At 43.9% G+C, this 22,379-nt stretch carries 18 protein-coding genes; 12 read left to right on the top strand and 6 right to left on the bottom strand.

What is annotated here, in order from left to right:
• Nucleotide 1 precedes the first annotated feature (1 nt).
• Nucleotides 2-2,470 (bottom strand): TonB-dependent receptor, encoded by a 2,469-nt coding sequence (locus D7322_RS06905; RefSeq protein WP_121122588.1) that lies wholly within the window; start codon nucleotides 2,468-2,470, stop codon nucleotides 2-4.
• A 98-nt stretch (nucleotides 2,471-2,568) separates the two neighbouring features.
• On the opposite strand from D7322_RS06905, the gene D7322_RS06900 reads away from it, so the two are divergent.
• The gene (locus tag D7322_RS06900) at nucleotides 2,569-3,630 is read left to right on the top strand and encodes a helix-turn-helix transcriptional regulator (protein WP_121122586.1); all 1,062 of its coding nucleotides are present in this window, start codon (nucleotides 2,569-2,571) and stop codon (nucleotides 3,628-3,630) included.
• Here the strand turns inward: D7322_RS06900 and D7322_RS29230 are convergent.
• Entirely contained in the window at nucleotides 3,543-3,734 is a 192-nt protein-coding gene (locus D7322_RS29230) for a DUF3024 domain-containing protein (RefSeq protein ID WP_121122583.1), read from the bottom strand. The two genes, D7322_RS06900 and D7322_RS29230, sit on opposite strands and share 88 nt — an antisense overlap.
• Nucleotides 3,735-3,875: 141 nt before the next feature.
• On the opposite strand from D7322_RS29230, the gene D7322_RS06890 reads away from it, so the two are divergent.
• The 6 genes from D7322_RS06890 to D7322_RS06865 all read left to right on the top strand — a co-directional run bounded on the left by D7322_RS06890 (nucleotide 3,876) and on the right by D7322_RS06865 (nucleotide 13,907).
• A complete protein-coding gene (locus D7322_RS06890) occupies nucleotides 3,876-4,739 on the top strand; it encodes an AraC family transcriptional regulator (protein ID WP_121122581.1) in 864 nt (287 codons plus the stop codon).
• A 395-nt stretch (nucleotides 4,740-5,134) separates the two neighbouring features.
• On the top strand, nucleotides 5,135-8,293 hold the full coding sequence (locus D7322_RS06885) for a SusC/RagA family TonB-linked outer membrane protein (protein WP_183078626.1): 3,159 nt from the start codon (nucleotides 5,135-5,137) through the stop codon (nucleotides 8,291-8,293).
• 45 nt (nucleotides 8,294-8,338) lie between these two features.
• Nucleotides 8,339-9,814 (top strand): RagB/SusD family nutrient uptake outer membrane protein, encoded by a 1,476-nt coding sequence (locus tag D7322_RS06880; protein WP_121122577.1) that lies wholly within the window; start codon nucleotides 8,339-8,341, stop codon nucleotides 9,812-9,814.
• 19 nt (nucleotides 9,815-9,833) lie between these two features.
• The gene (locus D7322_RS06875) at nucleotides 9,834-10,976 is read left to right on the top strand and encodes a DUF4859 domain-containing protein (protein ID WP_121122575.1); all 1,143 of its coding nucleotides are present in this window, start codon (nucleotides 9,834-9,836) and stop codon (nucleotides 10,974-10,976) included.
• An 80-nt stretch (nucleotides 10,977-11,056) separates the two neighbouring features.
• Entirely contained in the window at nucleotides 11,057-12,025 is a 969-nt protein-coding gene (locus D7322_RS06870; protein ID WP_121122573.1) for a hypothetical protein, read from the top strand.
• Between the two features lie 22 nt (nucleotides 12,026-12,047).
• Nucleotides 12,048-13,907, top strand: a complete 1,860-nt coding sequence (locus D7322_RS06865; protein ID WP_245971275.1) for a DUF4859 domain-containing protein — start codon at nucleotides 12,048-12,050, stop codon at nucleotides 13,905-13,907.
• A 92-nt stretch (nucleotides 13,908-13,999) separates the two neighbouring features.
• Here the strand turns inward: D7322_RS06865 and D7322_RS06860 are convergent, their stop codons facing one another.
• Together D7322_RS06860 and D7322_RS28405 are read right to left on the bottom strand one after the other, a co-directional pair.
• The gene (locus tag D7322_RS06860; RefSeq protein WP_121122569.1) at nucleotides 14,000-14,320 is read right to left on the bottom strand and encodes an alpha-L-fucosidase; all 321 of its coding nucleotides are present in this window, start codon (nucleotides 14,318-14,320) and stop codon (nucleotides 14,000-14,002) included.
• Nucleotides 14,321-14,338: 18 nt separating this feature from the next.
• Nucleotides 14,339-14,515 carry a hypothetical protein gene (locus D7322_RS28405; protein ID WP_183078625.1) on the bottom strand — a complete coding sequence of 59 codons (177 nt, stop codon included), beginning with the start codon at nucleotides 14,513-14,515 and terminating at the stop codon, nucleotides 14,339-14,341.
• Nucleotides 14,516-14,687: 172 nt separating this feature from the next.
• Here D7322_RS28405 and D7322_RS06855 point away from each other — a divergent pair, with 172 nt between their 5' ends.
• The 3 genes from D7322_RS06855 to D7322_RS06845 are packed head-to-tail and all read left to right on the top strand — an operon-like array spanning nucleotide 14,688 to nucleotide 18,707.
• Complete coding sequence (locus D7322_RS06855; RefSeq protein WP_121122567.1) at nucleotides 14,688-16,913, top strand: TonB-dependent receptor domain-containing protein; 2,226 nt, start codon at nucleotides 14,688-14,690, stop codon at nucleotides 16,911-16,913.
• A 4-nt stretch (nucleotides 16,914-16,917) separates the two neighbouring features.
• Complete coding sequence (locus D7322_RS06850; protein ID WP_183078624.1) at nucleotides 16,918-17,988, top strand: sensor histidine kinase; 1,071 nt, start codon at nucleotides 16,918-16,920, stop codon at nucleotides 17,986-17,988.
• 5 nt (nucleotides 17,989-17,993) lie between these two features.
• The gene (locus D7322_RS06845) at nucleotides 17,994-18,707 is read left to right on the top strand and encodes a LytR/AlgR family response regulator transcription factor (RefSeq protein ID WP_220700028.1); all 714 of its coding nucleotides are present in this window, start codon (nucleotides 17,994-17,996) and stop codon (nucleotides 18,705-18,707) included.
• 186 nt (nucleotides 18,708-18,893) lie between these two features.
• On the opposite strand, the gene D7322_RS06840 is transcribed toward D7322_RS06845, so the two are convergent.
• Both D7322_RS06840 and D7322_RS06835 read right to left on the bottom strand, forming a co-directional pair.
• Nucleotides 18,894-19,631 (bottom strand): hypothetical protein, encoded by a 738-nt coding sequence (locus tag D7322_RS06840; RefSeq protein ID WP_147430309.1) that lies wholly within the window; start codon nucleotides 19,629-19,631, stop codon nucleotides 18,894-18,896.
• Between the two features lie 84 nt (nucleotides 19,632-19,715).
• Entirely contained in the window at nucleotides 19,716-20,750 is a 1,035-nt protein-coding gene (locus D7322_RS06835; protein WP_121122562.1) for a leucine-rich repeat domain-containing protein, read from the bottom strand.
• A 390-nt stretch (nucleotides 20,751-21,140) separates the two neighbouring features.
• On the opposite strand from D7322_RS06835, the gene D7322_RS06830 reads away from it, so the two are divergent.
• Together D7322_RS06830 and D7322_RS06825 are read left to right on the top strand one after the other, a co-directional pair.
• On the top strand, nucleotides 21,141-21,677 hold the full coding sequence (locus tag D7322_RS06830) for a hypothetical protein (protein ID WP_121122560.1): 537 nt from the start codon (nucleotides 21,141-21,143) through the stop codon (nucleotides 21,675-21,677).
• A gap of 221 nt (nucleotides 21,678-21,898) precedes the next feature.
• Nucleotides 21,899-22,321 carry a hypothetical protein gene (locus D7322_RS06825; protein ID WP_121122558.1) on the top strand — a complete coding sequence of 141 codons (423 nt, stop codon included), beginning with the start codon at nucleotides 21,899-21,901 and terminating at the stop codon, nucleotides 22,319-22,321.
• Nucleotides 22,322-22,379 lie beyond the last annotated feature (58 nt).

The raw sequence follows: 22,379 nt of genomic DNA, 5'->3' as shown, positions 1-22,379 counted from the left end.
CTTAAAAGGTATAGCCCAGGGTAAATAAGAAATTGCGTGGTGCACCCGGGAATAGACGGATATAATCATAACCACCTACCCAATGTGTTTTGTTGGTGATATTATTAAAATTGGCCTGCAGTTGTACCTTCCCAATGGTATAGTATAGCGCTGCGTTCAGTAAACTGTATGAGGGTACCGACTGGTATTGTTTAATGGAAAGGTTTCGCTTATCCACATAGTTGGCCCCGATGCCGATCCCCAGGCCTTTTGCTTTTCCGGAAGGAATAGAAAATCTGGTCCAGATGTTTGCCGTATTTTGAGGCGCATTGGGTTTTTGTCTGTTCAGTTCTTCATTATTTCCACCTTCGGTAATCTTGGCGTCATTGTAGGCATAAGAGGCAATAACACTCCAGTGCGGGAGAATCTGGCCCTGAATGTCAAACTCTATGCCTTTGGATCTTTCCTTTCCGATCTGTTCCATCAAATCCGCATTGTCCGCAGTGGGGGCAGGATAAAGCGTATTCTTCTGATTGATCTGATAGATGGCGGTACTCGCCTGCAATTTTCCGTCCAACCAGGCTGTTTTTAACCCAAACTCGGTCATGTCATTTTCGAGCGGATCAAATGGCCCGCCCGCGTTTGGATTTGCCAGTGCCGAAGCTGTCTGTGGGTTATAGCCTTTGACATAGGTTCCGTATAGGTTAATCTGCGGATTAATGGTATACACTGCACCGAAGCGTGGCAGTATGACATCTTGGTGTACATTCTCGGCCTGATCGGTTTTATAATTGGCGATATCCTTATAGTTCTCATACCGTAACCCCAGCAATAATTGAAGCGGGCCCAGAGTGAGCTGATCCTGCACATACAATGCATTCAGATGATAATAGGTAGGATCAACTGATGTAGTGGATGCCGGTGCAAAAAAATACTTGCTTTCGTCCTGTAACTGTTGACTTATTAGCGGGTTGCTGAGATCAAAGCTAGATACATTGGGTACTGGGTTGCCATTTTCGTCAAGTAAATAATTATTGATATTTTTAGGATCAAACTTAGCAATGCTGCCTGTATTATCTTTATTTCTGTAGCCACTCGCTGTCAGCTGTGAACCACCTACAGGGAGCACTTCCTGTGCATAGTCATAACCGGCAATGAGTTTATGCGCGAGCCTACCCGTGTTGACATTATAATTGAAGAAAGCAGTGATATTATCGACAAACCGTTTTCTGTTTCGGATGAAAACCTGTCTTGCAACCATATTTTCAATATTATTTCCTTTGCCGTCTACAGCATAGGCATTGGCCGAACGATGTTCCGACAGATCCTCCGCATAGCCTGTTTTCATATAAGATGCATTGAAACTCAATTTTTCATTGAAACGGTGATTCAACGAAGCGGTCACCATATAGGTTTGTTCGTTCAGAAAATCATTGGCCGTGCTCATGGATTGACTGATAGGCGTCGAATAGAGATCGCCGTTGGCAAAGACAGATTGTCCGCGGTCTAGTCTTGACTTCGAATCATTATAGACCATATCAAAATTGATACGCGTATTTTCTGAAGGAATAAAGGAGAATGACGGTGCTAAGACCAAGTTTTTATCGAACTGGAGATCCCTAAAACTTTGCGCATTTTCATAGCCAATGTTGAGGCGGTAGAGTAGCGTTTTGTCTGTCGTCATAGGCCCGGTAAAGTCGGCAAGGGCCCGGAGGTTGTTGAAGCTTCCCACAGAAAATTGCAGCGATTTCCGTGCCTCATCGAGCGGTTTTTTTGTGACACGATTCACAACACCCCCGGGACTTGCATTTCCGAAGAGGGCCGACGATGGGCCTTTCAATACCTCGACCCGTTCCAGGTAATTGGCCAGCGGCTGTTTCCAGAATCCTGTTGTGGTACGCATGCCATTGACCAGCTGGGTATTGGATCCTCCGTTGATCCGAAAACCACGGATCGTAATATCGTCGTAAAAGGTAAACTGATTTACACCACTGAAATTTTTAACTATTTCACCTACACGCATCAATCCTTGGTCGGCAATAAGCTCTTTGGTCGCATAAGAAACAGACTGCGGCAAGTCGCGTAATTTGGTTTCGGTCTTGCTGCCGATAAAGGACTGTGTGTTGCGATAAGACTTTTCTTTGCGCCCATAGATTTCCACGGTCTGTAAAGATTCTTCTGCACGAAACATGGGAAATGATAAGGTAATTGGATGTGCCGGATCGATCGATATTTTCTGCTTGATTGTTTTGTAACCGATTGCATTGATCCGGATATCATAAGTGCCTTTGGCCAATGTAGACAATATAAACTGGCCAAGATGGTCTGTTGCGGTATGCTGGTTGGTTTTAAGTACGGTGATCGTAGCTCCGGCTAGCGGTGAGTTGTATTCATTCAAGACTGTTCCATGGAATAGCTGTTTTTCCTGCGCATGTGTTTGAGTTAGTAGTAGACTCCATATTGTTGCGACAAGCATAGGTATTTTTCGCATATTATTTAAATTTAATCTTAATAAGGAGACAAAATTCGATGATTAAACTTATATTTGGGGGAGAAAAAATATGCAATTCGGGAATTTCATAGGTCGGCATGTACACAGATAGTTTAGAAAAAGTCTTATCCAATAATTCTTATCTGCAGGAATCATGGTCTTTGGATGAGCAGGTAGCGCGTGAGATGGCCTATGCGCCGCCCCGCTATTCGTTTGATATCCGAACATTTATGAATGAGCCTTTTCAGTTTCGGCAAAACACCTTGGAGCAATATTCTTCGCAAATGGAGATCTCCGAGATCATCATGCCTCAGGGGATTCATATGATGCATTCAGAGCTGACATCTCCCAGTGATGGTTATATCTGTATTGACAATGCGGTTCCTTACATTCATGTTTTTTTCGCCTTAAATAGCGACCGGCAGTACTACGTGGACGGTGATCTGTTGGGGAGTTGTTCACCCGGGCATGTCCAAAGTTACCTGTTTGCGGCACCTCAGATTTTAGGGTTATGGCATCGCCGCCCGGCAGAAAGTTTTTTTGAAATCAATATGCCAATCTCCTTGTTTGAGACCTATTTGCCCGTAGACAGTTCATTTCGGGTTAAGTTACGCAGACTTCTGGAAAAGTCACGAACGGGTACGCTGTTTGAAGATTCCATATTGATCAGTGATCAGCAGAAGAAAATTATAGCGGAATTGCTTAATCCGGAGCTTGATAACGAATGGAATCCCTTGTTTTGTTTTGGCAAGCTCCTGGAGCTGCTGGCGCGGACATTCGACCAGCACAGGTTTGGCAATAGGGTTGCCAGGACCGGTAATCACCTGAGCCCGGAAATGAAAAAACTTATGGCCGAAGCAAAAAATATAGTGGAGAGCAGATTAACTGATCCGCCATCTTTATCGCAATTGTCGTCCGAATTGGGAACGAATGAAAACTATTTAAAGAAATATTTTAAACAATGCTATGGAACGACCATTTATGGCCATGTTACCAAAGTTAGAATGCAAAAAGCTAAGAGGCTGCTTACACAGGGAGATCGGCCAATAAATGAAATTTCACGCTTTTTAGGTTATAACAATCCTGCACATTTCTCAGCGAGTTTCAAGAAGCATTTCGGCGTTAAACCAAAGGTCGTACAGTCTTCTTCGAAAGAATAATGCCTCACGGTAGGTTTCGCCCATCGCCAATATAGCTTCCATTGCTTGCTGGATTTTACATATTTTATTTTCGCAAATTCGATATGTAGTATGTTGGCAGTCAATTATACTAAGCCCAGCAGATTCATGTGCATATTATAACCTTATATCACCGTATTTTAACCTCTTTTGTTTAAGTATTGCAACGGCGAATTGGCTTGTGTATATTTAATGTCATATTGACATTTATTTAAATCTAAATTGTTATGAAGCCAGTTCAATTTAAAGTTCCTGCCCCTGAGGACAAATCTATCTATATTCAAGAAGATGTACTGGATAAGTTCTATCCTTATATGCATCGTCATGAGGAATATCAATTAATCTGGATCAAGGAAGGTATCGGCCAGCTACTCGTGGACGATAATGTACATGAATTTCAGCCTGGTGACATTTTTCTTTTGGGGACAAATCAAGCCCATGTATTTAGAAGTTTCATTGCAGGGGAATGCGTACGTTCTATTTCTTTATTTTTTAGCACCAAAGGAGCATTGTCTACCATGGCCAGGATGCCCGAACTCCGCAACCTGCTTGATTTTGTGCATAAATGTCAGCGGGGATTTAAGGTCCCGCAGAAACATCGAGAGCAGGTATGTTATCATATTGAAATATTGCAAAAGTCTGACTACCTGGATCAGCTCGTAAATTTCTTTTATTTGTTAAAATCACTCAGCAAAGTATTCGCTGATCTTGAGCCACTTTCTGGTGTGCAATTGTCCAATAGGGAAATAAATAAGCCCTTCCGTATTGAAAAACTATGTAAATTTTTGGAAGAGCACTTTAAAGAGGATATCAGTTTGGATGAAATCGCTGAAAAGGCAAATCTTACGCCGCACGCTTTTTGCCGCTATTTTAAAAACTGTACAGGAAAAACATTCATCGCCTACCTAAATGAACTGCGCATCCGCGAAGCATGTAAATTATTGGGTTTGGGTAGGCACGATTCGATCTCTTTAATAGCCTATGATTCGGGCTTTAATAGCATCACCAATTTTAACCGAGTTTTTAGGAGTATATTGGGCATATCGCCTAAAATATACGTCCGTAACTACAGGAATTATCTATACGATTAACGGCCTTTTTAACCATTCAGACGGTAGCCTATTTGATTCCATCTATTAGAAGTTCACTCATTTTTCTGAGCGCTTGCCGCTCTCATCCGATTCCGTCTAACGATTGCAGGTAAATATTCCTGTTATGGTTAGACGGAATAGTTTTATGCCCTATTTTGTAACCCTATACTAGCCCGGAAGCTGCTTTCCATTTGTTAAAATATTAGAACGAGTGGGTAAGATCTGACCGAAAACCGCTGTTTCGAAGTACTATTTTTGTTACAGAAAGAAGAACTAATCAATTTTTTAACATGCTGTAGCAGCCTTTCATTCGAAAGGAACCGCATTTATCCGACGGGATAGATCTGTCCTTGACAGTATGCTAAACTGAACACCTGCTTAACGAAATTATGACTATGTATGAAAATCTTCAAAAAAAATGCTTAACGGGTATTTTTATGCTGCTGCTGTTGATAGGTCAACAGCTCTATGCGCAACAACAGAGAACGGTCACGGGGATCGTTAAAGACGAAAAAGGAACACCTTTGTCTGACCTGAGTGTTTTGGAGAAAGGCGTTAACAATGCGACCAAAACGAGTGCTGATGGGAAATTTACCTTAAAGCTCAAATCTGCAAATCCAACCTTGATTTTTAGTTCCGTCGGTTATGGGCGACAGGAGAAACAGCTACGGGATAGCGAAAATACGCTGCAAATAACGATGAAAGCAGATGGGACAGGGCTCGATGAGGTAGTCGTCATGGGCTACCAGGATGTGCAGCGGCGCAAAACAACGGGTGCTATCGCTACCGTAAAAGGGAAGGATTTTGAAAATACGCCTTACGCTACCTTCGACGCTATGTTGCAGGGACGTGTGGCCGGTCTGACGGTGCTGAGTACTTCGGGCGAACCGGGTACCAATAACATTGTCAATATACGTGGAACGAGCAACCTGGGCTTAGCTGACAATCAGCTGCAGGCTCCCTTGTATGTGATCGACAATATTATTTACGATGTGAGCGACATACAGGCGGCTTACGGGAATGCGAGTCCTTTGCAGGCCATTAACCCCAACGACATCGAATCGGTCGATATCCTGAAAGATGCCTCGGCATCGGCTATCTATGGTGCCCGTGCTGCAAATGGGGTCATCATCATCAAAACCAAACGTCCGGCAGTGGGGAAACCCGAAATACGGATCTCGGCTTACAACGGGGTTTCCAGCCGTCCGGCCATGAAACCGATCACTGTGGGAGCTGCAGAACGTAGGCTGAAAATGAACTTGCTCTATCAGGGTGGATCGTATGACTGGTTTAATAACGGATCCATCAGCCCCATGTTGACAGATAGTTTAAATCCGGCCTTTAACAACAATACCGATTGGCAGGGCCTTTTTCTGCAGTCGGCCAATATCAATAATGTCAATGTGAGTATCGGTGCCACCATGGAGAAATTTTTATACCGTTTCTCGGCACAGCGTTACTATGAGGAGGGCGTGATGATGGGCTTTGAAAATGAAAATCTGACGCCGCGTCTGATGTTGCAGGCCAATCCAACCGACAATTTCCAATTTGAGACCAACTTGTTTGCCGGTTTTACAAAAGCAAAACATGGTTCGGGGGACGACTCGAAATATCCATTTAGTACCTGGGGGTTCCCTTCTTCTTTCTATCAGATTACAGACGTAGACCAACAGATCTATACGGGGCGTTACGATGGTTTGATGGACCGCGATAACTCCTTCAGCCTGAATGGAAACTTCGCTGGGACACTCAAGAAATTTCTGATCAATGGCCTGACCCTGCGCTCGCAGTTTTCGTTCAATGTCAACAACAATACGCGTGATCTTTTTCGTCCCAAACTGCTGACAGGCAATAGAAACTTTGCTCGGAATTGGGTAAACCAGAATAAGCGTTGGGAATGGGAAACCTATTTTAACTACATCAAGAGCATTCGCGATACCCATAATATTAGTGCCGTGTTGGGGACGGGTATTGAACGCAATACCTCCAATAACAGTACGATGACCGGCTATAACGATAATGGAAATTATGTGAAAACCGTAACCGGGATCCCTTCCGGGCCGGATCTCTATGCGACAACTTCCATCAGTGAGCGCTCGCGGGTATCGGTGTTCGGTCGTTTTGGATATGACTATAAGGACAAATACCTGCTTTCTGCAAGTTACCGGATGGATGCTTCGTCGCGTTACAGCAAGGACAACCGCTGGGGTATTTTTCCGTCCATCTCCGCTGGCTGGGTACTTTCGGAGGAGCCTTTTTTTGAAGGAGTCAAAAACGCGATATCGTTTTTCAAAATCAGGGGTAGTTATGGCGTTACCGGACGTGATCCGGGCTCTTACTACGCGCGCTATACAGGACTGACTTTTGACGCATCCTATGCAGGGTCGGTGCTGGAAAATGGTATTAGTGGTTCGGTGCTCTCCTATAATGGCAAGCCTACCGTAGCCCCTGAATATTCGTCAGCGGCAACCTCACCGACAATCAAATGGGAGCGCTCGCCGCAGTTTAATGCCGGTTTTGATATGAACCTCTTGCACGATCGGGTTACCGTGACTGCCGATTTTTATGTGCGCGACTCCAAACAGCTGGTATACAATCTGACCATGCCAGCGACCTCAGGATACAGCACAGTTTCCAATAATTTTATCAGCGTGAGAAACAGTGGGGTAGAAATGACGCTTATTTCCCGTAATATGGCTCCTTCGTCAGCATTCCAGTGGACCACCAATTTCAATATTGCTTACAATAAAAACTATGTTACCAGCCTTCCTGGCGGTGGGCAGGAAATACAGGTGGGAGAAGTATGGATGCAACGTGCACTGAACGTAGGCCAGCCTATTTTTCCATTTAAAGTGTGGGATGTGGATGGGGTATATGCAACCAATGCAGATGTACCTGTAGATCCTTTGACAGGAAAAAGACTCACGCATTTTAGGGGGAATTTATATCAGGCTGGCGATCCGCGCCGCCGGGATGTGAATGGGGATTACACCATCGACCACAACGACAAAATTGATATGGGAAATCCAAATCCTGACCTTGTAGGCGGATTTATCAACCAGTTTTCTTATAAGAATTTTAGCTTGTCCACACTGGTGAGCTTCGTATTTGGACGCTCATTATGGAACGGTTATATGTCGGACAAATTGCAGGATGCGGGTTCATCTAATCTGTATTCGACCTGGGGTACCAATTCGGCCATTGCTGGCGATTTTAACCCCAGCGACTTCTGGATGAAAGATGGGGATCAGACCAAATACCCATCGCTGTTTCATAATACGGTGGACAATTGGCACATCGCCAACAGCACGTTTGTGGAAAACGCCAGTTTCGTACGCCTCAAAAATATTCAGCTGAGTTACACATTCCCACAGGCCATGATAAAGAAGCTTAAATTGAAAATGCTCCGCGTGTATGGGGTGGTGGATAATGTGGCTGTCAAGTCATGGTCGTCGGTGCCAGACCCTGAAGCGGTGGAAGCCAACGGTTATTCAACGGGTAACGGATATCCGATCCCTAAGAAATGGACTATAGGCCTGGATGTTACCTTTTAATCATGTCAGTTCCATCGCATAACGGTGGCTTAAAATTATTTCGAGATGAAAAGAAAAATATTGTTTTTAATGCTGAGTGCTTTTATGTATCTCGCTTCGGGCTGCTCCAAGTTTCTGGACATTGAGCCTGTCAGTTCGGCAACGGATGAGAACTTCTGGAAAACGCAGGAAGATGCCAATAGCGCAACCAATGCGATGTATGCACTGCTGCGCAAGGCCCTTAACCAGGCCAACGGAATGGCTTTCTACACCTATGGTGATTTGCTGTCGGACGAAATTTCTTCTTCGACGGACGCGGATATAAATACAATTGTCAATATGCAGCTCAACACGGCTGTAGCAGCTTCGGAAACTTGGCGACCCGCTTATCAGCTGCGGCGGTATGACATCTTTTACCAGGTCATAGACCAGGCCAACCGGGTGATCCAAAAGCTGCCTAAGATGGACGAAGGAGCTTTTAATGACGTGTCGGTGCGGGATTATTACATTGGCGAAGCATACTTTGTGCGCGCATTTGCTTACTTCTATATGGCACGGGTATGGGGCACTGTTCCCATTATAACCGAATCTGTAGCACCGATCGATGCGGTCAATCTGCCTGCCAGCAAAGAGAGCGATGTGCTGGATCAGAGTCAGGCAGATTTAACCAAAGCGTTGACGTTATTGAAATGGAGCAATATCGACCAAAATGATTTTGCATTGCGCGCAAATACTGGAGCTGCGCTTGCCCTTCAGGCGCACTTGAGTGCCTGGAGAGGCGAATACGCCGAATGCATAGCGGCGGCTAAATCGGTACTGGAAAGCGGCGAATATTCTTTTGTGGGAAGGGACAGCCTCAACTACCGCAGTATCTATCAGGGAAAATCCAATGAAGGTATCTTTGAGATCGCTCAGAGTGGTGAAAACGAAGGGACCAATAGGGGGATAGGGTACTATTCACTGGCGGGACCTTATTTTCGGATTTTCACCGATCCGATGTTAAGAATCAGTCAGGATTACATTAAAACGCTCTTTAAAGACAATAACGACAAACGCTTTAAAAGTGTGTTTGATATAACTTATAGCGGTAACTATGCACTATGTACAAAATATGCAAATGTAAAGTTCTCGAGTGATGCGTCAAATGCCAACGCGATATTTAAAAATAACATCATCATCTTTCGGTATTCCGATATTAAGCTGCTGATGGCAGAGGGACTGGCCGCAACAGGCAAAAACAGTGCTGCTGAAACCATCTTAAATGAAATCCGGACGCAGGCGGGATTGCTTGCCTACGCAAACGAAGAACCGCTTATTGAGGCCATCTTTAGTGAACGAGCGCGCGAACTGTTTTTGGAAGGCCATCGCTATTACGACCTGGTGCGGTTGTATAAACACTTTAACGTCTATAAATTTCCGGAAAGCAAAATGAACCAGGCGCAGTTTAACGCGAAGAAATACCTTTGGCCATTTGACCCATCGTTGTTGTCAGCCAATCCTGCGCTTAATCAGACACCATACTGGGGCACTGTCAATATGTAAACCACTAAACTTGAAAAAAATGAAAACCTTATATCGATTTGCGTTGCTGCTGGCTTTTGGACTGACCGTGATCGGTTGTAAGAAAGCAGCTTATCTGACGGACGACGGTCTCCATACAGCCGAAGTCAATCTGTCTACTTACGACTACCTGGCCGCTCATCCCGCGGGGATGTTTGATACCTTGCTGCTGGTGATTGACCATTTTAAACTCAAAGATGAAATCAACAAGGCGAAAACCTTTTGGGCACCGTCGGATTATTCGGTCAACCGCTATTATAAACAAAAAGAAGACTCGGTGAAGTATGTGGATGAAAATGCGCAGTATTCTTTTGACCAATTTCTGAACGAAATTCCTGTAGATTCCGTCAGGGCATACATCTATAACGATGCCCCTTACGATTTGGAGACGGCCAGCACAGCGTATACGACAATCAAGAATGCGGCCAATGTGGGCGGATTTGTCTACCATAGGCAAAAGCAACCCAAACCACTTTGGTCTTCTGGGGCACTCTATTATTTGTATTACGTCAAAATACGGGGCGAAGCGGATCAAACCAGCCCGGATGGTACCGTCACTTATAAAGAAGATGATCAGCCTGATATGCGTATATTCTGTCAGACGACGGGGATAAAAACAGCGTCCGGCACGACACTGAATGTATTGGCCAATACACATACATTTATCGGCGATTTTGTACCGCGCCTCCTGACGGGGCCTAAAATCGTGGAGACTGGCTCTACGCTGACCTTTACCTACGACCTGAGCATTAAATACGATGCAGCGGGATATACAGGCACGACCGTAGACATAATGCTTCCGCGTTTAGCCCGCTTTTATGGCGTGGAGAGCGGTGCAATACCTGCGCTGGTAGGTAAGGATATCACGTACTACGCGGTACAGCCCGATGGCAGCTTAAATGCAAACAGTACTGCCAACGCTCCCGGGCACTGGTTCGATACCAAAGGACAAACCTGTTCATGGGGCACCGATGCACGCATTGTATCGGAGCTGGCAACCTCAACGATGACTTTCAATATTTTGCAATATCCAGGGCAAACAACGGTGGGTAGTACCTACACTGTCCGACAATCGCTCGTGTACAAGTCCAAAACAAAGGGTGATTTGAATGCTGTTTTTGTATTCAATGTTAAGATCAAATAAATTATGAAACTAGCTGGATTGATTCCGCTGCAAAACTGAATCAACCGGATAGCTTCATCACAAATGAAAAAATAAAACAGATGAAAAAACGAAGTTTTATAATCGGCTTAGCAGGTTTATCCCTAGGACTATTGGATTCCTGCAAGAGTGACCAAATAGGTTATTTAAGTGAAAATTTACGCTATAATGTGGAGAACCTGCAAGTCAACCAGGGGGCAGTAGTGTACACGGATGCCATTGTTGCCAATGGAAGCACAACCCCGTTGACCGTCAATCTGGTTGCGGTACGGAACAAGGAAACCGGCGAGCTCTCAACAGAATTTTCAAAAGAACATGAGATCTCCACCTACCTTGCTGAGATCACCTGGCGGGATACCACCCTGGATCTGTTGAAGGCCAAAATCGGCAAGGCGAAATATCCGCCGATGATGCTCAATGCGACCGGTGGCCGCGTGGGTTTTACACAGGCGACGCAATTTGTGACCCCGGGGCAGTACACCATCGATGTGGAGGTGAGCAATATCGCCGGACAGAAAACGTTTAAGAACATCCTCGATTTTAATGTTATCGGTGCCAAGAAGGAAGATATTTTATTTAAGTCGTGCACGAGTTCGGACTACGGTGCCGAATCCAATTTTCTACCCTATACAGACTATGAGATCGTTGTAGAACATCAGGCGGAAGGAGAAAACAAAATTGTATATCAATGGGAAGATAAAAACGGCAAGCCATTCAATCCCAAAAAAGGCGAGGTCATCAAGCGTGGCGACCGGCCGACATTCAAAAATTGGTCGCCCTATTATCCAGAGGAAGTCACCGATACGGGCTTGGTGTATCGCTATCCAGATGTTTCGGGACTGGTGTATCCTATCATGAACGGTACTTATGTTGGCACAGAATTTTGGTCGGGGGATCCCATTTCTTATTACCGTATTGTAGGTACGGCGACTACGCTGGGACGTAATCTTAACCCGGTATCGACCATCAAATTCTACCGAAGTGGTACCTATACCGTTCGCTTCCGTTTTTTGACCGTCACACATAGTTGATCTCTACCTATTAAAAGCGCAAATGATGAAAAGTATAGTATTGCATAAAGTCCTGCTGACACTGGTTTCAGCACTTGTATTTCTTTCGCAGGGATGCAGCAAAAAAGAAGTACCCCTTCCCGTCGAGGAAGAGGTCACCACGCCGCCCGTTACAGTGGGGACAGATTCTTTGCAAATTTACAAGCCCAAGGAATTTGAAGGGATGGATTATAACGATAAAGGGAGCAAATGGTCCTATTCGCGCAGCCGTCAGTCGGAGCATTTTATCGTGTTCTGGGGGGCGAGTTATGGGAAGAACGATCCCAATTCGGAAACTGTACCCGAAGAATACCGGGTCGATATTGATGATCTTTTGGCCAAGGCCGAACAGTTCTACGCATTGAACATCGGCACGCTGAAGTTTGCAGAACGCAAAGTAAACCGATCCAATCTGGATAAATACAAAATGATGATTTTTGTGCACTACACGACAGAATGGATGGCTTATGGTGGCGGTTACGACGATACGATCGGGGCACTATGGATTAATCCAGCGACCTGTAAGCCTGTGGGGGCTGTGATTGCTCATGAGATCGGGCATAGTTTTCAATATCAGGTGTTTGCTGATCTGAAAGGGGGGCATGGGTTTCGTTACGGCTACGGCGGAACGAGCGGCAACGGGTTCTGGGAGCAGACCGCGCAATGGCAGGCCTACCAAGCGTATCCCGCACAGGCATTTTCGGGCTCCGATTTTCCCGTCTATACCGAAAATTATCATCGCCATATTCATCACGAGAAATATCGTTATGCCAGCTATTTCATCCATTGGTATTGGACCAGCAAACATGGGATCGATATGATTGGCCGCATCTGGCGGGAGGCTTTAAAACCTGAAGATCCGGTGCAGGCCTATATGCGTATAACGGGTATCGATGTGAAACAATTCAACAATGAAATCTATGATGCGGCGACCCGCTTTGTGACCTGGGACCTGAACAGCATCCGGGACTATGGAAAGAATTATATCGGTAAGCTGACGACCAAATTTACGCGGCAATCCAACGGTAGTCTTCGCGTTGCCTATGATCGTTGTCCGGGCACTACGGGTTATAATGTGATTCCGCTGGACCTGCCGGCTGCGGGAACCAAGGTTTCGGTGGCTTTTAAGGGGCTGCCAAACGCTGCTGGATTTAATCCGGTGGATGCCAGCCGTGCCGGATGGCGATATGGCTATGTGGCTTTATTGAAAGATGGCACGCGGGTATACGGTGATAGGACAGAAGGTACGGAGAATACAGTAGCGTTTACCGTTCCGGCCAATTGCAGCAACCTCTGGTTTGTTGTCACAGGTGCCCCATCTGTTTACCAGCCACATGCCTGGGATGATGACGATAGCAATGACGAGCAGTGGCCTTACGAAATTAAAATTCAGGGTACCACGGCGACAGGATACAATGAGGTGAGCAGTCAGCCGAAGGATATCGCGTTGAATTATGACCTGAGCTTCCCGGCAGATGCCACAGGGTATTCGGGTGCGCAGATAAGCGTCAATGCAGCTCAGCTAGGGGAGGCCTTGGCCATATCTTCGGCAGACCTGGCGGGTTTGATGAGCAGCGGAAAAATTAAGTTCTATGCCGTGGAGCCGAATGGAAGTTTAAATCCCACCATTACGGCCACAGGTTACGGACATTGGTTTACTCCTACCGGGGCTGTGACCAACTGGGGGGCCAATGCGGGCTTATTTTCAGAATTTAACGCCAGTACGATTACGTTCTCCATCGGTCAATATCCAGGGGCATTGACCACTGGAAAGCAATACACCATCAAGCAGGCACTGGTGTATACGTACGAAGGAACGAAAACCGTGCAGGCGACGTTCACATTTAATGTGAATGTGAAATAAGAGTTAGTGGGAACCGCTAGATTAGGTGATGGTTCATATATTTATGTTTAGTTTAAGCCACGTCGGGAGATGTGGCTTTTTGTTTACCCTCTTCATTTCGATAGCGTGCGTGGAGGGGCATCATGAGCCAGCTGCACCCAGTGGTCAGCATCAAAGGCCGTCGGGTTAAACTGGTCGGCAATCTTTGCGTAGGTTTTGACCGGGATCCGCTCATAGAGCATAAAATGCTCGCCGCCTTTGGTGGGATGCCCATTCCAGTCTCCCGCCGTCTGGGAATAGAGCCCCCAATGGAGAAAGAGACCAAATTTGCCTTCGGTAAATGAGGGGGCGGGCTGGCCTGATAGGTTCAATCCCGCCACAGCAAATAGCAGCAGCAGGATTGTTTTTATGTTATTAAGAATTAATTTATTCATTGTAGCGCTCGGCCTTCTCTAACGGTTTTGTATTTTCATGGAGGAAACCTTATCGTTGAAAGTTGACAGGTAGGAAGACGACGAGGTGACGACGAGGCTATCGCCGGTAAAATTATTGCCGTTGTATAACGTGACTTTAACATTGGCGCCCACTTTAATGGAAGATATGCTGTTGTCGGTCACACCTTTTGCCAATAAGTCCGATGTGGTATATTTGTTTATGATTGTATTTAATTATAAAGGTTATAAAAGTATAATACCATAGGGAAAAGCGACCACTCATCCCGCAGAAATTACCGTTCAAATAAATTATTTAGGCAAACGCTGCTAAGCAAATACATTCGTAGTCAATTAAAGCACACGAATAATGACTAGAAAATTCAGTTATATGCAGTTTGCCATTATGCTATTTGCTTCAGGCGCAGCTCATGGAGAGACAGGCTATTTTTTACAGGATACAACGACCAATAAGAATATAAAGCTGAGTGAGGTCGAAGTGTCACGACGATTCAATCCGATTAAAATTGTTCCTGGCAAGCTGAGTTATCAGGTGAATAAAAATACAATGAGTGCGTCGGGCAGTGTTTTGGAACTACTGCGGAAAATGCCGGGAGTTACTATTTTACCAAACGGTAAGATAAGTTTGAACGGACAAGCGGGTGTACAGCTGCTGATTGACGGCAAGACAAATTTTATTGATGGTGAAAATCTAATTAATTTTTTGAGTTCCATGCCAGCCTCATCCCTTGATATTGTCGAACTTATTACACAGCCAGATGCTGGAATGGATGCCAACGGTGAAGCCCGGTTTATCAATCTAAAACGGGGTAACCGTACTTCAAATGGCCTAAATGTTTTTCTTTCGACCAATGCCGAACAAGGTAAATATAACAGGAACTACCATAATATAACTGTCGCGGCCAACCTGCGTAAATTGGATATTTCAAATACCTACGCTTATGCAAATGGAAGTGATTTGGTGGATGTCAATTCAACCCGGTATCTCAGTAATACTATCCATACGGCCAATAAAATGCTAAGCTTGGATATGGATGCGATTAGAAAGAAAAAATATAGCAATCATTATTATAACGGCACGCTCGATTATAGGCCAAATGATAAAATTAAAATGGGCACCTATCTGCTTCTCTCCGATCAGGAAAGAACGAAAGAGGAAACTGTTGGTTCTGCTTTTTTTTACAGCCGGTCGCAGGCGGATTCTATCATTGCTACAAGCAATGGTTTACGACATAACTTTAAAAATTTTAGTACCGGAGCTCACTTTACCGTACAGCTTGTTGGTGGATCAAAATGGGAAAATTATCTTGACCTGCAACAGGTTAAACAAGCTGAAACGCAACATCAGCTGTTGGATAAATTTATAGGGGACGGAGCACCGGTATCCCTGCCACAGGAACTCAGAGGCAAGAGTGGAGGTAAGGTAAATATCACGACGATACAGTCGAAATACATGCTGGACATCCGGCCGGATATCGCGGCTTCCGTTGGTGGAAAATTTACGCAGGTTGACATGCGTACAAGCTCATTGTTTCAACAATCGGATAACAGCGATTGGCAGGAACGTCCCGATCTGACAAATGCTTTCGATCATGAAGAACGTCTAAAGGCGCTTTTTATGCAAGTGGGATACAGCCCTTCAGCGTTGTTTCGGATGGATCTGGGGCTGCGTTATGAGGCTGCGGCTTTTCATAGTGGAACAGCAAATGGTCTGGGTACAGATCTTACTATTGTAAGATCATACAAAAATTTTTTTCCGAACCTGACAATGACCTATGCATTGGATAATAAACAAAAGCTTTCGATCAATTATCACAGGAGGGTCAACCGGCCTAATTTTAAAGACCTGAGCCCTTTTGTTGAAGTCAACGATCCTTATTTATATGAAAAAGGAAACCCTGCGTTGAAGCCCGAATTTGTCCATAAAATGGAGCTTACTTGGTTATTTAAAAATTCCTATTCCTTCCGCATGTTCTACAGCCTACGACAAGATGCGATCAGCAAGAGCTACAACCTGGACGGGAACAAGCGGACCGTAGTAATGCCTATCAACCTGGAGCACGCATCTAGTATTGGATTGCGGATCAATGCGACCAGTATTTCCCCTATGCGAAATTGGAACATACAGGCAAATGGCAATCTCATCTATAGGTATTTTGAATGGGTGACGGCAAATGATGTCTATCATAACAGGCAACTGACTCCTGCTCTGCAATTGCAAAATAATATAAAACTGCCTTTTAAAATAAAGCTGGATGTCAACTGTTTTGTGAATGGGTCCACTGCAGAAGGACAGGCTAGCATTGCATCATTGTGGTCCGTCAATTCCGGTTTGCGCAAAACCTTCTTGCAAGATAAATTTACTTTGTATATTTATGCCAATGACCTTTTCAGGACCAACCGACCTAAAATAACTTTTAGTAGCGATTTCATGGAAGGGAAGTACCGAGAGTCATACGATAGTAGAGCGGTGGGGATCAATCTTTCTTACAGGCTACATCGCGGAAAGAAAAGTAATCTTAAGAATGCTCCTGCCAATGACCGCTTGGAGGAAAATAACAGGATCAATTATTGATGTCATGATAGCCAGCATTTCAAAATTAAGAGAAAATCCCATACATTATCTAGGCCCGGCACTTTGGGGAATCGCTTCGTTCAATATTTTACGTGTCGTGACCGATTTAACCAAGAAAGATGAATTTTGGTCAGGGGGGATTAAGATCCATTCCGTAGGACTTCTTATCTCTGTGATTTTTTGTTATGTGATGACAATGTTGTGGCGGCGGAGACTTGACAAGATCTTTGTTGCTATGCCTACCATTACGCCAAATGTACCACTGGAGTATATGATTGCTATTGTGCAAATCGCTCTGATATTTAATCCGGCGGTATTTGTCACCGAACATTTCGGCTGGATCTACATGGGCGATGGGTATATAGATTATATGCTGGTTAATGCGATTTATATTCCATTGTTTCTACTTTACTACATGTTGTTGCGGAACGAGTATATACATAAGAATATGGCGAACAATCGTATCTATGTCGAAAAGATCAAAGCGGATAAATTGAATACCGAATTGCAATTGCTGAAAAGCCAATATCATCCACATTTTCTCTTTAATGCCCTTAACACAGTATATTTTCAGATTGATGAGTCGAATACGTTGGCAAAAAAAAGTGTCGAACAGCTTTCGGAACTATTGCGCTACCAGATTTACAATGTGGATGAAAAGGTATCCATGGACCAGGAACTTGCATTTTTAAAATCTTATATAGCCTTTCAGCAGCAGCGGTTGACCGAAAGATTGACAGTACATACAGATATTGATGAGGATTGGACAGGGGTAACAATTTTTCCCTTACTTTTTCAGCCACTGCTCGAAAATGCATTTAAATATGTGCGGGGGCAGTACGCGATAGCTATCCACCTCAAACGCCAAGGAACTAAAATATGCTTTAGCATTTCAAACAGTTTATCCGATGCAGCTTCCGTAAAGCCGGCAATTTCGCTGGCTGAAATAGCTGAGTCCGGGGCAGGACTTTCCAATCTGAAAAAGAGGTTGGCATTGCTATATCCGCAGCGCCATACCCTGAATACACAGGTTGATGGAGGGAATTTTTTGGCGGAATTAATAATATGTATTTAATCGATATGATGGAGATCAAATGTGCTATAGTTGATGATGAGCCTTTCGCGCGTAAGGGAATTGCATCCTATATAGAGAAAATAGACTTTTTGAAACTTGTTGTTGAGTGCGAGGACGCTATCGAATTGAGTCAGTACCTTCGTTCGCATCCCATTGATCTTATTTTTCTTGATATCGAAATGCCTGAAATTTCGGGCCTGGATTATATTGCAAGCCTGAACAACCCGCCTAAGGTTATCGTTGTGTCTGCCTACGAAAAGTATGCACTGCGTGGATATGAGTTGGAGATTATCGATTATCTGTTGAAGCCAGTTCCCTTTGAACGGTTCTTTAAGGCGGCCAACCGGGCCTTCGATGTGCTCAGCTTAGCTGGTTTGCCGACTGGCATGCCGACAAATTTTCAAGAGGGGCATATCTTTCTTAAAGTGGATAAACGATTGAAGAAAATTTTTCTTCAAGATATCCTATTCGTTCAGAGTATGGGTAACTATGTGATTGTGCAGACTATGCATTCTCGTGAAATTACCTATTGCACGCTCCAACAGATGATGACCTCGTTGCCTACACATACTTTTATATCGTGCCACCGATCTTATCTGGTCAACAAGAATAGAATAGCGATCATAGAGGGAAATCAATTGCACATCGCGGATTATAAAATTCCGATAGCCCGAAATCTAAAGGAAGAAGTCCTGGCCTCGATCTTAAATCGTAGTTGATTGGCTGAGGTTATAATTTACTTTTTCTTTTTTCTGCGCAGAAGAAGCGATAGTGATTTAATATGTATTAAGCAAATGACATAACAGGAGCTCTTGGAGCATTGTATCAATATAGGAAAATATGCTAGGTTTTTGAATTGGTAGAAAATTAGACTTAGATAGTCGTGTTGGGATCAACCGGAGGCATCAATATTTTCTTCGCTGATTTTCCTTTATGCGCTCAAGTACATATGCATAGCTATAAGGCAGCGAAATAATAATGGCCAATGCTACGATGATTTTTAGAAGCATGAGGATAATCTGAAGGGGGAGAGCGCCCCAAAAGCTAAAATAGTCCAAAGGAATAAATAGTCTGGAATCATTTGCTCTGTTGATCAGTATTTTATAATTTTTAGCGTTGATGTACTCCTTTATCTGCTTGTCCAGTGCTAAATTATGGCCTTCGATGTCGCCGTCTGTATTCCATAAGTTATTGGAGTAACGATCTACTGCCTCCGAAGCGTAAACTTGCCGCTCTTTGTCCCCGACCCTGTACGTGTAGGTAATGGATGCGGTAGACGAAGCTGCGGACTGCTTTGTCGTCGGCGTCCAGCGGATTTTATAATCAATAATTCTGCCTTCTGCTTCCGTCCAGCTGGGATGAAAAAAAAGAAAGCTCCGGTATTGAAACCACGGTAAGCAGGAATAGATAGCTGATCCGGTCAAATAGATCATAAACGAAAAAATAGCGAACTTCTTACTGAAGAGTTTACGGTTAAAAAATAGCATAAACAGCAGCGGGGATAGGACTATCGTAAAGATAAGAACAGGTGGCGGGCTGACGCACAGGAATACTATATATAGCACTGGCATCAGAAATTTGTACGTAATTTTGTCGTACAATTTCCTTGTCTCTTTTAGATAATTTTCGTTTGAGTTATTCATCACTATTGATCATTATATTAGATTATTGGCCGTTTGACTTGCGACCAGACTGCCCAAAGAGGCCGTTGAAAGATCCGCTAAGTCTTAGTCATTCATACCGTCGTAATACACATCGATTTTGCTCAGGATCTGCTGAAGCTGTTCGTACTGTTTTTTTGTAAATCCTGTTTCGTATAGGAAGAACAGTCCTCGCCATTGTATTTTTTTGATGGACGCCAGGAATGGCTCCCATTGTAAGGGATTATTGGTAAAGGGCACATAGACCAGCCTGGGATTTGAAGCCAGTACTTCGGGAAACGACTTAAATTGATTATTGGAAAAACTTGCGTGTTCCAATTTTTTTAGTGTCGCGATAGATCTGGGCAATGAGGAAAGTCCTGCATTTTGTATACCCAGCTCTTTTAGTTCAGGCAGTTGCTGAAACAGGTCAGGTAGTTTCCCCAGTTTCGTTTCACTTTTGTAATTGCCCGACATATATAACATGGAAAGTTGGCTCAGGCTAAAGATTTCTGCTGGAAAGGCAGTAAATAGGTGGTCGTTCAGTCCAAGTTCTTTCAAGTTTTTGAGCTGCGTGAATGATGGCGGCAGTTCGGTAAGAGGGTTGTCACAGGTGAAAGCTGTTAATGCGGTAAGATTGGAAATGCTTGCCGGCAGTGATGTTAGCTTGTTTTGTCGTAGTGCCAGTGTTTTTAGGTGATGATGAGCTGTCTTGATTTCAGGAAAAACAGCTAACTCGAAATTGTCAATCCCTAGTGTTTCCAGTTGCGTAGCGCGTTCAATGATTTTCTGCAAAATGCCGCTGTCGATAGACTTGCCGCTAACCGCCGATCGAAATGACAGCTCTTTCAGCTTCGATAAGTCTGTCGTTGTCAGTTCTTCGATATTCTTGAAACGCATTTCTTTTCCTTCGACGGTTGTGGCAAGGATAGGAACGGGGCTGGTTGTGGGCATCGGCACGGGGAGAGCATCTTCGGCCGAACCGTTGGTAATCTGGACCGGTTCAACCACGGGGATGAGCTCCACCTTCTTTGGCGGCGGTATTTGCTTTTTCTTCTTTTTTTGCGCAGAAGCAGTAATAGTAAGCAATGATAGACTAAAAACGATAATATATTTTTTCATGTTTGATCGGCGTTGTATACATGCAAATGTGCATATTAAGATCAAATATTTTTTTACCGGTTTATATTTGGCCTGCCTGATTTACAATTCGTCGATTTTGAAGCCATAGTCGACTTTGATCGCGGAAATTTACCCCCCGGCATTTCTATTATCAATGCTCATCTCCTTGCACCTTTGGATCAATAGGTCATTGACCTTTGCTCAACCATTGATCTATTGATGTCTAGATCCACAGCGTCAGCTGATAGGCTGATTTTTTTGGCATTGGTTGTTAAATATCTTGATTTTCATTATTTTCATTTGGAGTTCGGTATTTGCTTATTTTAAGTATAAAGCTTATTCATAATTTAAGCAATATTTTTAGAGTAATGGAATAATTTAAATACATGTATGGAATTGGATACGCTCTATATTAGCATTCAAATTGAAAAAGAAAGATTAAACGCTTTTTTCGCAGCGAGGCCAATGCAGGCAGCTATTGATAAGAATTGGTTGCAATGGTGGGAAAGCCGCCAGATGTATAATAAATCTGACTTGGAAACCATCCCGACCTATTCCAGACAGTGTATCCGTGATGTCTTGGATGATTTGCTCAATACGGCATCTTACGGAGCTATGGAGCAGTATGATGACACCGATCAGCGCTGGACTTTTGCAGCACTCCATTTCAGCGAAAACTATCACGAAATACTGCCGATGCTGGCTCTTTTTAAACAACTGGGCAGCTATACCCAGACCGGTTTTGCATTGATCTTTGACTGGATGTGGGGTGGTGATACCGTGATGGCTTACATCGATTTTAAGGGAGGCGAAGCATCGCTTGAGCCTGTGATAGCGTCTTATGAGATCGAACTCAAACGTTTTGAAGAAGCGGATAGCTACTTACAGGTTCTTTCAGAAACCCTTTATGGAAATGGGCAGGATTGATGTGTATTTCCAAGGGCGTTTCGATCGTTATGTGGGAGCATAAATACAAGCGGACTTTTGTTTACTGTTTTTGAATCAGTGCGTTAGCCTGTTTAAATATCATTATTTTAATTTTAAAGGGTTAATTTTAAATACTTTGTAACAATAACCTGTAATCTTTAAAACTTCTATATTCAAATTCCTTGCATCCTTTTTAAAGTTTAATTACATTTGCTTTAACGATGCAAGGAAGATTCCGTCAATATCTATTCAGCGTTCTGTGTGCAATGCTTGTCAGTTTGGGCTGGTATTATGCATCAGCGTCAAATGAGCCTGCATCAGCCAACCGCCATGCAGTCGAGTACTACAACAGACAGGTAAAAACTGAGGCACAGGATGTTGAAGTCATCCGTAAAGGTGAACACCAACGCCACGAAAAACTCAGGGCTTATGTTGCCGAGAAGGATGGTGAAAACGATGAGACGGGCAGCGATACTGACGCTTCGAATGTATTCGCACTTTCCAAAAATGATTTTGGAAATCTGAACGCCTACATCCACCCCGAGTTTCACAATACCCGCACAGCGATATCGCTTGCCAATACACAGCATCTTACTCCACTAAAAAACGCCCTTTATATCCATTACAGTGTCTTCAGGCTGTGATTTTTAATTAATTTTTTTAAAAGAATATCAAAATGGCTTTCATATATTTTGGAAGCTG

It is taken from the genome of Sphingobacterium puteale (genome assembly GCF_003627955.1).
GTDB classification, from domain to species: Bacteria; Bacteroidota; Bacteroidia; order Sphingobacteriales; family Sphingobacteriaceae; genus Sphingobacterium; species Sphingobacterium puteale.
Note: the sequence above shows the minus strand (reverse complement) of the source record. Positions and strands in the feature narration are given on the sequence as shown.